12 protein-coding genes are annotated in these 12,432 nt (G+C 32.6%); 11 read left to right on the top strand and 1 reads right to left on the bottom strand.

Translation table 11 applies throughout. The features are described 5' to 3' along the window. Positions 1–651: 651 nt before the first annotated feature. The 10 genes from B4Z47_RS05270 to B4Z47_RS05315 all read left to right on the top strand — a co-directional run bounded on the left by B4Z47_RS05270 (position 652) and on the right by B4Z47_RS05315 (position 11,361). On the top strand, positions 652–1,704 hold the full coding sequence (locus B4Z47_RS05270) for a YbjQ family protein (protein WP_159333378.1): 1,053 nt from the start codon (positions 652–654) through the stop codon (positions 1,702–1,704). A 10-nt stretch (positions 1,705–1,714) separates the two neighbouring features. Continuing rightward, the gene (locus tag B4Z47_RS05275) at positions 1,715–2,446 is read left to right on the top strand and encodes a hypothetical protein (RefSeq protein WP_159333379.1); all 732 of its coding nucleotides are present in this window, start codon (positions 1,715–1,717) and stop codon (positions 2,444–2,446) included. 28 nt (positions 2,447–2,474) lie between these two features. Next, the gene (locus B4Z47_RS05280) at positions 2,475–3,008 is read left to right on the top strand and encodes a hypothetical protein (protein WP_159333380.1); all 534 of its coding nucleotides are present in this window, start codon (positions 2,475–2,477) and stop codon (positions 3,006–3,008) included. A 25-nt stretch (positions 3,009–3,033) separates the two neighbouring features. After that, complete coding sequence (locus B4Z47_RS05285) at positions 3,034–4,239, top strand: SIR2 family protein (RefSeq protein WP_159333381.1); 1,206 nt, start codon at positions 3,034–3,036, stop codon at positions 4,237–4,239. A gap of 2 nt (positions 4,240–4,241) precedes the next feature. After that, positions 4,242–5,978: an ATP-binding protein gene (locus B4Z47_RS05290; protein WP_159333382.1), complete on the top strand. Its 1,737-nt coding sequence runs from the start codon at positions 4,242–4,244 to the stop codon at positions 5,976–5,978. 68 nt (positions 5,979–6,046) lie between these two features. After that, entirely contained in the window at positions 6,047–7,714 is a 1,668-nt protein-coding gene (locus B4Z47_RS05295; protein WP_159333383.1) for an RNA-directed DNA polymerase, read from the top strand. 197 nt (positions 7,715–7,911) lie between these two features. Beyond that, positions 7,912–9,450, top strand: coding sequence for an ATP-binding protein (locus B4Z47_RS05300; protein ID WP_159333384.1), 1,539 nt, complete (start codon positions 7,912–7,914; stop codon positions 9,448–9,450). A 193-nt stretch (positions 9,451–9,643) separates the two neighbouring features. Continuing rightward, positions 9,644–9,823 carry a type II toxin-antitoxin system HicA family toxin gene (locus B4Z47_RS05305; protein WP_159333385.1) on the top strand — a complete coding sequence of 60 codons (180 nt, stop codon included), beginning with the start codon at positions 9,644–9,646 and terminating at the stop codon, positions 9,821–9,823. Between the two features lie 32 nt (positions 9,824–9,855). After that, the gene (locus B4Z47_RS05310) at positions 9,856–10,257 is read left to right on the top strand and encodes a type II toxin-antitoxin system HicB family antitoxin (RefSeq protein ID WP_159333386.1); all 402 of its coding nucleotides are present in this window, start codon (positions 9,856–9,858) and stop codon (positions 10,255–10,257) included. Positions 10,258–10,293: 36 nt separating this feature from the next. Further along, the gene (locus tag B4Z47_RS05315; RefSeq protein WP_159333387.1) at positions 10,294–11,361 is read left to right on the top strand and encodes a hypothetical protein; all 1,068 of its coding nucleotides are present in this window, start codon (positions 10,294–10,296) and stop codon (positions 11,359–11,361) included. A 19-nt stretch (positions 11,362–11,380) separates the two neighbouring features. Here the strand turns inward: B4Z47_RS05315 and B4Z47_RS05320 are convergent, their stop codons facing one another. Continuing rightward, complete coding sequence (locus tag B4Z47_RS05320; protein WP_159333388.1) at positions 11,381–11,953, bottom strand: hypothetical protein; 573 nt, start codon at positions 11,951–11,953, stop codon at positions 11,381–11,383. 71 nt (positions 11,954–12,024) lie between these two features. Between B4Z47_RS05320 and B4Z47_RS05325 the strand changes: the two genes are divergently transcribed. Further along, complete coding sequence (locus B4Z47_RS05325; protein ID WP_159333389.1) at positions 12,025–12,339, top strand: hypothetical protein; 315 nt, start codon at positions 12,025–12,027, stop codon at positions 12,337–12,339. Positions 12,340–12,432: the final 93 nt, after the last annotated feature.

The raw sequence follows: 12,432 nt of genomic DNA on the forward strand, positions 1-12,432 counted from the left end.
ATCCTAAAATTTATTTAGGACAGATGTGAAAAGGAATAAAAAAACCTTGAGTCTGGGAGGATCTCAAGGTTCCTAATTACAACCTATTTTGAAAAGTACTATTAATACAATATCGAATCCTGTTTGGTTTAAAAAAAATTATTTCTAGATGTTGAGCACGGAGTACTAGCTGTCAATAAGTTTTCTGTTACCGGATTTTTGACTATAGATGAACTAAGCATCAAAAAATATTTTACGTTGACGGATCAGCTGTAGATGATCATTGAAGAACTTTTGATAAAAGACGCCTGTCATTATCTTTTGAACAACATTTTTTAAGAAATGAACAACAATTATCTCAACTAATCTCGCGATCTTTACAGTAGATGAATGCCCAAAGCCAGTTAACATCTAGCCCAAGCGGACATCTAGCCAACACGGCCTCCCTCGACGGTTAACGAGAGAGGCCTTTTTGTTTATTTTATTGTCTTATTAAAACCGTTGAGTAAATCAGCTACGGTTTCCCGTAACCTACCAATCTTCCAAATCAATACCTTAGCCTTACTGTTTGTAATAATCTTGAAAGTTAATATCTGTAAACATATTAATTCAGAATAAATAATGTATATTAGGCTTGGGTATTAACCTTGCCCGATTGAAAAGTATAATGCCATGATAGTAACCACGACCAATTCCATCGAAGGGAGGGAGATTTCACGATATAATGATCCAATAGCAGCTAATGTTGTCATCGGCACCAATATCTTTAGCGATATAGGAGCGAGCTATGTCGATTTCTTTGGCGGTCGCTCTACCAGCTATGAGAAGAAGATGCAGGAAATGTACAAGCGTGTTACTGAAACGCTCAAGCAGCGTGCTCAGGCAATTCGTGCTGATGCTATTATAGGGCTTAGTGTAGATATCGACGAAATCTCAGGAAAGGGGAGCCAGATGTTTATGATTACGGCCGTGGGGACACCAGTACATCTCAAAGAGGTTGCTCGCGTCCCGATGGAGAAGCAGGATGATCTATTGGATGGCGAATTGATCCAGCAAAAGGTCAGAGCAGATATTATCCTAGAAAATTATAAGTCGGTAGAATCTATCAATAAAGATACAGCTGAATTTATCGCTACATCAGGCCTAAGGGAATTTGAACCACTTGTGTTCAAAGCAATGAATGAGGATTATGGTATAGAACAAACACCAAAAGATAAACTGGAAATGCTATTCCGTTATTTTGATTACTTACCGAATGAGGAAGCCATTGCTATTCTTTATAACGCTTTATTAGAAGGCAATTTGACAGCCTTACAAGTAAAACGTATCAATGCTATTATCACTTCATCTAGTTTTATAGATTACGCAGAAGCCATTAACCTCTTAAATAGTAATACACATGCCAAACGTATTGCGCTGAAAATATTCTCTTTAGACAAGGATTGGTATTCAAAAGAAGATGTAGCTATTCTGAAAAGTTTAGAGGGAGATGCTTTAGCAAATTTCTTCCCTGAAATTGTACAAGTTGAGGAATCGAAAGGGATGTTTTCGAGTGGAAAAGAAGTGTGGCGATGTGGATGTGGTCATACAAATAAGCTTGACAATTTGAATTGTGGTTCATGCACACGAGATAAGAGAGGTTTTGAAGAGAATAGTTTGAAACCGGAGGAAGTGCAGGAAATGGTTGATAGGAAGATTCGGGTAATTAATAAGGTAGCTCTTTAACGTATATATTATGGATAGAAATAAAATCAACAATAAAACTCTCATCTTATATTTTGGCATAGGGATCGGTATTGTTCTAGCTTTTTTCGCTATTGGTTTTGCTATATATTCTTATTGGAAAGGTATAATAATTGATAATGAAAATGGATATAACGGCATTAACGCAGTGATTGCATTAATGGCTTTATTAATGAACATTATTACCGTAATATTCGTGTTCGCAACTTACGATTCCCAAAGCAAACAAATATCCCAGAATAAAAAGGATACAGATTACAATAGGGCGCTAGATTTAATATTCAGGCAGTTGGAACATACTAAGACCAAATTATCTTCTAATTACGGTACGTATTTGAATGAATTTATAAATAGAAATGAAGATCTTAGGCGAGTCCAATTAAATATTGATCTTCGTTTTTTTGAAGATGATAATTTTCGGGTTTACTCAAGAGCTTTAAGTTTTTTAGCTATCGAATTTGAGATTTACTACAATGTAATCGTCAATACAACTTTAAGTGATGATGATAAGAGGTATTTATTAAGTATAGCTCCTCACAATATTAATTCAAGATTGATTCAAAGTCTAAATGTTTTTCAGAATCACTATCAATTGTTTCAAGCCTCAGACGAATATCAAAAGTTCAATTCCAACCTTAAAAATAATATTGAATATGACTTACTTCTTGTTTTGGAATATTTAAGAATACCGCAAGTTCAGGGATTAAAATTAACGGATGTATAGTTTTTTACACTTGTTAAAAATTGTTTATATGGATATAGAAGAAATTAAAAGGAGATTCGATGTTGCACTCAACAATTTTCTTGAAAGCGACAATTATTTGTTGAACAGTAATATTAGTGAGCGCGCTATCGCTCATAAATTAGCTGAAAAATTGCAGATACAGTTTGTTGAATTTGATGTTGATTGTGAGTATAATGGAGATGTGGATAATCACAACAATAAAAAACATATACATATTTTAAGGGATAGGATCGTTGAAATAAATGGATTGAAAGAAGCTGAGAGGGACTTAAACGAAGTAGAAGTATTGTCACGTTCAGTTTATCCCGATATTATCGTACATAAACGAGCATCAAATGACTTCAATATCTTAATCATTGAAATTAAAAAAAATAATTCCTATTACGGTAAAAGCTATGACGATTTAAAATTGAAATCTTACACTTCTGATGAACATGGAAATACGCTAAAATATTGCTTGGGGATTTTTATTGAATTTAATATCCGACACGGCGGTATAAATGAATTGTCTTTTTATCAAGAAGGAGCAGAAATAGGATAATGATAGATTTGAGTAAAAAATTAAAATGGTAAATCTTCTTTTAAACAATGCAAGTTCCGTAGCTTATGATGATACGGATGAAAGTAATATCAAGGTATTTATCGATGGTAAAGAGCATGATTTTGGCGATAGTATAGATAATAGGATTGATTATGCCCAAGCTACTAAGAGGAACAAATATGCATATACCCTAAATAATCAATTTGAGAATTTATTATTATTAACTGGTGCTGGATCTTCAATAGGATGGGGAAAGGGGGCAAAGCAGGGCAAATCAATGGTCGACCTTTGGAACGATGCTGAGGCTTTGTTGACTCCTGCTATTTTTGATAAATTACTTAAGACTATAAATTATAATGATCGCTGGGAGGATGGCACAATAATTAAGAATCTTGAAAGAGTTCTTTCAATGGCTACACCGGCAATTCCGTTTATATCCAAAGACGATATTGATATTGAGGATTGTGTTAACAAGATAAAAGATTTTATAAAAGACGCATGTCAGTTAATTCTTCCGGATAATTCTCCACATACACTACTGCTTAATAAAATGACAAAACGGAAGGTAACTTTACCTCGGTTTAAGCTCTTTACACTAAATTATGATATTATGTTTGAACAAGCAGCATGTGAAAGCAATTTTGTAATCATAGATGGTTTCTCATATTCGTATCCTAGAACGTTCAGTGGGCGAAATTATGATTATGATATAGTATCACGAAATCTTAGTCGTGTTAAGGAAGAAGATAACTTTATTCAAAAAGTTTTTCACCTATATAAACTACATGGTTCGGTTAATTGGGAAAAAGAGGGCGGTAGAATTGTACAAAAGGAAGTACCTGACAATCCTATCATGATCTATCCTCACCAATCAAAATATGAAAGCTCTTATGAACAACCCTATTTTGAAATGATGTCGAGATTTCAATCCTCCTTACGTAAAGAGAATGTATTCCTTATTACAATAGGGTTTAGCTTCGGCGACAAGCATATTGTAACTTCAATTATTGAAGCATTGGAGCAGAATCCTAGTTTTCAGCTTATGATTATTAATCGCGGTATTGATGACTCCAATGCCAATTTGGGCCCCTTTATAGAAGCAGCCAGAAAATATTCTAACATATCAATCGTATCCGAAACCTTTGAAGAATTTGCAAAAAGTTATCCGGAGCTTAAATCATATAATCAGGACACTTCAAAGCAAATAATTATAAATATTCCAAATAGCTAAATATGGGTAATAGTCCTTTTGATCATAGTCATTTCTTAGGATATGTGAATTTCGTTTCTCCACTTTATATTAAAGTTCATTTTCCGTCATCTATTTTGATGAAAACATTTATTCACCACTCAGAATCTTTACGCGGTGGGCTCGTTGGAAACTATATCGTAATCGAAGGCGAGGATCGTGGTTTTTTAGGAAAGCTGTTAGAGGTAGCCCTTCCTGAAAAGGAAAGATTAGAACTCAGTGAGAGGACTTTTTCAACCAAAGAGTTTCATCCAGTTGGGAGAATAGAGGTATTGTTATCTTTCGATTTATTTGATCCTACAAAGATAGAAAAGGGAATAAATAGCCTACCATTAATAGGATCAAAGGTTTTTATATGTTCTTCAGAATTTCTTTCAACACATTTTAAGACTTTTGGAATAAAAGCTGAGAACATAGAGGATTCTCCGATATTTAGATTAGGGAGTTTAATATACGATAAATCCGTACCAGTAGATATCTCTTTGCAGGCAATATTTAGTCGTCATTGCGCTGTTGTAGGAACGACGGGAGGAGGAAAGAGCTATACAATTAGCAAGTTTATCGAAGGTGTCATTGAAACTGGAGCCAAAGCGATTATATTTGATCCTACAGGGGAGTATTCAACTTTTGATAATCATCCTAAAGTTAATCATGCTATCCTTATCTCAGATAGTTATTTTCCTTATCAAAATTTATCAATAAATGACCTTTTTGTTTTATTTCGTCCCTCGGGCCAAGTTCAGCAACCCATACTTTTAGAAGCAATTAAATCACTAAAAATAGCCGCCTGTCTATTGAAAGAATCTTTGAATAATGAACAAAAAGATAGTGGAACATTTACAATTAAAAATAAAACAATTGTCGTGCAAGATGGGACAGTGGTTAAAAACGGAAATTTAATAGCCCCCTTTAATAATGCATGTATTAAGTATAAAAAAGTTGTTGAAGAATATTCTTATAACGATTTTGATATCGTTAAGCTCCATAAGCAGATTGATAATGAGTGTTATTATGTAAAAGATCAAAGTTGGGATGGTCGAGATTTAAGGAATTTTGGCAATGCTACGAGTCTGATTCTTAGAGTAAATAATATTACTTCCAATGTTAACTATTCAGGGATATTTGGTTTTAATAACCCTACAACCTCTAATTTAATAGAAAAAATTGAAACATTTTTGAAGGATTCAAAATTAAATATTCTAAGAATTGGATTTGAAAATGTTCCTTACGATTTTCAGATAAGAGAAATTTTAGCAAATTCCATAGGTAGGTACTTATTGAATAAGGCTAGAACAAATATCTTCAGAGAAAATCCTGTAATTTTATTTGTAGATGAAGCGCATCAGTTCCTGAATAAAAAGGTAAAAGACGAGCATTTTGAAAGTACTGAATTAAATGCCTTCGATAATATTTCTAAAGAAAGTCGAAAATATGGCTTATTTCTTTGTATATCTACTCAAATGCCTCGAGATATTCCAACAGGAACTTTGAGCCAAATGGGGACATTCATTACACATCGTTTAATAAATTATCAGGATAGAGAAGCTATTGCGAGCGCCTGTTCTACTGCTAATAAGGAAACCTTATCTTTTCTTCCTTCATTAGGATCGGGTGAAGCTATTGTTATGGGAGTGGACTTTCCTATGCCTATTTCTGTGAAAGTTGAATTGCCTAAGATTAAGCCTAAGTTTGATACACCCAAATTTCGAAAGAGGAATTAGGACAAAATTATTCTGTGTTAATAGTGTTTTTTTCAAGCCATATATTTTTTAAATTTTAGAAATAAATAATGAACATTGATAAATTAATTACTACCGGATACTTACCAGAGGAACTTATTCCACCATTTACATCCAAAGATTTATCCAAGGTTGTTGAATCAATTTTAAATAAAATCGACCATTTAGATCCGCTGGAAAGGGGAAAAAAGGCTTCAAGTAAATCAATATATTTTTCAATTCCTAAGGTCGGAGGCTATCGAAGAACCCTCATGATTCCTAATCCGCTTCACTACATTAGACTTTGTAAAACTATATGTGATAATTGGTCGAGTATTTACACTCATACTGAAAAATCAGCACTATCCATGTCAAGATTGAAACTAGGGAAAGTTCGCTCAATTGAAAAACCGATTTTTGAAGAATTAATCCACGAACGTATTCTAAGATCCACAGGCAGGCGATATCTTTTAAAAGTAGACATATCAAGATTTTATAATTCCATATATACACATAGCATTCCTTGGGCTCTTCATACAAAGAGTATTTCTAAAATGCACAGGTCGCGCAAAACCCATTTCGGAAATGCTTTAGATGAAGATTGTAGAAAGCTGCAAGACGGACAAACTATAGGTATACCAGTTGGACCAGATGCAAGCAGGATTATATCTGAAATTATTTTGTCATCTATAGATCAAGAGCTGTATAAAAAACTTCCTTCATTTCAAGGCGTACGTATAATTGATGATTACTATTTATATTTTACAACATTAGGTGATGCCGAGTTGGCACGATCTATAGTTCATCATGCTTTAAAAGAATATGAGTTGGAATTAAACCCCAATAAAGATACAATAGTTGCTATTCCCGAAGTTATGGAATCTATATGGTATAAAGATTTAAAAAGTGTTAGATTTTCATCAGATTCAGTAAAACAGAGAAAAGAACTTATTCAATTTTTTGACAAGGCATATTTCCATGCAAAAGTATTTACCGAAGACGCTGTTCTTTCCTATGCCATTTCGAAAATAAGACCAACTATATTTGATAAACAAAATTTAAAAATATTACAATCTCTACTACTAAATTGTATTGTGCATGAATCAAGGACGATTCATCTGTTAGCGGAAATATTGTTCGGTTACTTTAAAAAAGGTTATCAATTTGATTTAAAGTCCTTAAAATTTGCATTAGAACAATTTATCAAATTCCATTGTGATATGGATAATGAATTTGAAATAACTTGGGCATTATGGACAATGAAATCATTTAAATTAATACTTGAACCTGAGATTGCTAAAATGCTTTCACAAATGAGTAACTCTATGATCGCTTTGATATGTTTAGATATGAGGAAATCTAAACTCATACCGAACGGATTGGATGTAAATCTTTGGAAATCATTACTTAATAAGGATTCTTTATATTCCGAGCATTGGCTACTTGCTTATGAAGCCAAAGTGAGAAGATGGCTGGTGACATCTGATGATTATATTGAAGCTGATCCATTTTTTAAGATTTTAAAAGGAAAAAGAGTTCGTTTCTATCATGAGAATAATATTCTTGATACTACGAAAGTGAAAGTAGCATTAGAAAGTCCTTCACTCGCACAATATGAATCTGATAAAGAGCACGATGTGGGATTGAAGTTCACATTACCAGATTGGCCAAAAAAGAATAATTTGGAAAAAGTAGAATTATTGGAATTAAAAGTTGTTGAAGAGGATCTACCTTTTTAAGAATTATTACTTATGATTTATTATAACTTCACTCCAGGTCAATAATTTATATTAGAATATTTATTAATCTTTCTAATCTCAGGTAATAAAGTCATAAGTATCCATGATTACATACTATTCAATCGATTAATATTTAGCCATATTTTGTTTTAACATTTAGAATCTATTTTTTGTAAAACTATATAATTACTTATTTTATGAAATTAAAAACTATTTCCTTGAAAAATTTTAGAGGGTATTATCCTCTTACCACAGTTGAAATTGATGATTTGACAGTTTTGGTAGGGAAAAATGATATTGGAAAATCCACTATTCTTGAAGCTCTTGATATTTTCTTTAATGAAGGGAAAGGTATTATTAAAATAGACAAGGATGATATTAATAAAACAGGATTAGCGGAAGAAAATACTGAAATAATTATTTCAGCTACTTTTTGCGAACTCCCTGCCGATGTTATACTGGATGCTACAAGTAGAACATCTTTGACAGAAGAGTTCCTGCTTAATAGCCACGGAGATTTGGAAGTGATTAAAAGGTACACAAATGGGACTAAACAGAATGTATTCATAAAGGCTTTGCATCCACGACATGAAAAATGTTCAGATTTGTTATCAAAAAAAAATGCTGAATTAAAAACAATTGTAAAAGCAAATGAGATTCATTGTGAAAATCTAGCAGTCAATTCTAGTCTTAGAAAGGCAATTTGGTCATTTTTTTCAGAAAACCTTCAGACGGAGGAGATTGAAATTGATGTAACGAAAGGGGATACGAAATCAATTTGGGATCAGCTTCAAACCTTTTTGCCCCAGTATTCTTTATTTCAATCAGACAGAAAAAATAGTGATGGAGATAGCGAAGTGCAAGATCCTTTAAAAGAGGCGGTAAGGCATATTTTGGGTGATGGAGAGATAATTGATGCATTGAACCAAGTCGCCGTCAAAGTGGAAGAGCATTTAAATGTGGTTGTAGATAATACCTTAACAAAGTTGAGAGAAATGAATCCCGATGTAGCTAATTCTCTTACTCCAATTATTCCACCTAAAGAATCTTTGAAATGGATAGATGTATTTAAAAATTTATCAATTTTTGGTGATTATGATATTCCGATTAATAAAAGAGGTAGTGGTGTAAAGAGGCTCGTTCTACTAAATTTTTTTAGAGCTGAGGCAGAGAGAAAATTGAAATCTGGAAATTTGAATTCTCGATCAATTATATATGCAATAGAGGAACCTGAGACATCACAACATTCTCATCATCAGAAGCTTTTGATTAACGCTTTTACAGAACTTTCGACAGCAGAAAATACTCAGGTACTGCTTACCACCCATGGATCTAACATTGTAAAAGGCTTGTCGTTTAATAATTTAAGATTGGTTTCACTGGAAGAAGGTAATAAAATTATTTCCGAGGTCAGTTCTAGCTGTTTACCTTATCCGTCATTAAATGAGGTGAATTATATTGCATTTGGAGAAATAACTGAAGAGTACCATAATGAATTATATGGTTTTTTAGAGTTGCAGGGGGAATTACCAGGATATTTTAGTGGTAAGCCTACTCGTTTGTATGTTAGAGAAAATAAAAACGGCACAACAAAAGATGAGCAAAAAACGCTGTCTGAATATATTAGGCACCAAATACACCATCCTGAAAATGTCCGAAATCCACGGTACACATTTGCAGAACTAAAGGATTCGATCGAAGGAATGTCAAATTACATTCAAAGTATAATTATTTAAAAAAGAGTTTTAGTTTAATACATAATGAAAATTGAAATATAATATTCTAAGACCGAGTTTTTTCAGAAGATAAAAAAAAGTATAAAAAATATTTTCTAATTGGTAGTATTATTACTACCTTTGTATTGTGTAGTTCGAATTAATGTAGCTAAGATTATAGGCAATAATTAAGTTGCATTAATGATGTTTTAATATGAAATATAAAGAATTACACAAGTTGATTCAAAGTAACGGCTGGCGTCGTGTCGATGATGGCAAGCATCCTATTTACGAGAAGAACGGAATTAGATATCCAGTTCCTTTTCATGGTGGTGGTGTTGATGTTGGTAAAGGACTTTGTTCTAAAATCATGAAGGATCTGGGGCTAAAATAGCTTCAGATCCCAAATGGTAAAATAGATATGATATGAAAACTCTGAAGATTGTAATAGAACGGAATGAAGATCTTTTCAGTGCTTATGCTGAGAATGTTGCAGGCATTTATGGAACTGGACATTCTGTCGAGGAAACAAAACAGTCCATTTTGGATAACATAGCTCTTTTTAAGGAATATAATACATCAGAAAATATTCCAGCTTTATTAAAAAAAGATTATAAAGTTCTTTATCATTTTGATGTAGAGAGCTTTTTAAACTATTACAAGGGGATCTTTACAAATGCTGCGCTGGAGAAAATAACAGGTATTAACCAACGTCAATTACAACATTATTCTTCCGGATTAAAAAAGCCCCGTCAACCTCAATTGAGAAAAATTGAAGATGGGCTACATCGCCTCGCTGCTGAATTAAACGCTGTGGAGCTAGTCTAGTTTAATTATATTATTCCTACATTAGATCTAAAGATTATGTTGTTAATTGGGAAAGATCAACCAACAAGGCTTCCTGAGGAGTTTCATTTAAAACATAATATCTGCGCACACATCTATGATCATCTTACGGATGTAATAACTAATAAGGAATATCGTGAATATCTCGATTTGACATCTTTTAAATTTTCTGAAAAGGAGATAATACCAGACCTTCCCATGAATGATGAGCACATCTTGGATTGGCTGGGAAAAAATCATAAAAAGGAAGAGCTTTGTGAGATCTTAACTAAACATATAGCTCTAAGCATAGTTTCTGATTTAGTAAATTTCATATACGAATCACTAAGCACTGCTCAAAAAGGGAAATTAACAGTTGCCTATTCTTTGCTTAGAAAACCTTTCACTGATGAATTATTTATTTTAGAACAATTATTAGTTGACCCTAAAGCATTTATTGAAAAATTCTTTGATGATGGCGATCCTAAATCATATGATCCCTCAAATAAAAAGAATCTTCAATATATTAAAGATATTCTTCGTAAAGCTGTAAATAAGTGTCCGAATTATGGAATTAGTGAAGAATTTATTTACAGTTTACGATACGATAAATCTTGTGAATATGGTATTAATGGTGTCTCTAATCGAGCCTTACATTTGGTGACTTTGGATTCTAACTATCGTACATCAAAACAAAATCTCAATTTTATATTTTATAACTCTAAAGATCATATAGAATATTGGAAACATTATTATTTAATTGTTCCAATTTTACTACTGCACACAGCTAATATTGTTGATGAACTCATATTCCAATTTTTACCGAAAGATAAATTTGACGATATTAAAACCATTAAATCCCTACAACGTCTTTTTGCATATGAGAATCTTACTGGGCCTAGGGAAGGCGTATCGAAAATAATTACAGAACGACTGTCGTTTGAATGTGATGATTGTGAGGCTAAAACAGACTTTAATATCAACATTGAAGTTTTTCTTGAAACTTTCAGTTTTACATGTCCAAAATGTGGATCGTTATGTCCTGTCTCTGATGAAGAATTAAATTTGTTCAGAACTTTTATTGATCTTTTAAGGAATCTTAACTAAACGTATTGTCCTTTCTTCTTTATGAGCTTTTTAAATGTTCCTCAAAGAAAATATCCATTTCTACTTTTTGTAATCTTTCACGTTCGATCAAATGATCTAAACCCTTTCCTCTGTTTCTTGCATATGCAATTCTATCCTTTTCTATGTTTACAGCATTATTATATATTTCAATAAGTTTGTCGTGATGAGTTTTCTTTTGTATCGGCACTATAAGCGAATTAAGATCAAACAGAATCGCGGCTAAGTATTTTATTAATCTTTCGGAATTTTCAATAATAGATTCAACAGAAATGGCGACTGTCTTTTTAGTCTGTTTATAGTTTGTTAAATTAATTATGAATATTTTTTGTATTTGCCTTTTCCAGTTTTCGATAAGATAATTGGATTTATTAAAAGAGTAAGTTTCGAAAATCCGGCTAAGCAATTTACTATGAATTACTTGTAGTTCTTCCAAATTTTGTTGTGAGATGGGTCTATTGTGAGCTTCTTCTCGTCTAATCTCGTTGAGTTTGTTCATTGACTGCTCGAATGTATCAAAACTCTCAAACAAAGCATTAAAGTCATTCCAATTACGAGAAATTATATTTTTCAAATCTAAAATAAATGTGTGATTGATTAGTAATTTTCCGTTGGAAGTCTGAATCACTTTAAACAATTATCCATATGACAAGAGAAAAGTTAGAACAACACATCCGCTTTTTACGTAATGAGATTCTCGACAAAGTTTCGAGTCAATATCATTACTCTATGAATGGGAAAAATAAAAGTATTAGGGGGGATGCTGAAAGAAAACTTTATGACGGATGTCGAGAAGCTGAAAGATATCTTCAGAGGAATCACGATTTATTCGATTTTATGGTTGCTCATGAGGGTTGCGATCCAGCATACTTAGAATATCCTGAGTGGAATCATATTGAAAAAGATACAAGAGAATATATTCGTGCGTTAGAAGAATTATTGTCCAACACAACAGAATAAGTAAAAGGCGCCACACCAGCGCCCTTACGTTAACCAGCTGGGAGAAACCAACGGAATTCAATTTATTTTTGCTTTAATATTTTAGATAAAAAA

The organism is Sphingobacterium sp. UBA2610 (genome assembly GCF_002339225.1).
GTDB lineage: Bacteria > Bacteroidota > Bacteroidia > Sphingobacteriales > Sphingobacteriaceae > Sphingobacterium > Sphingobacterium multivorum.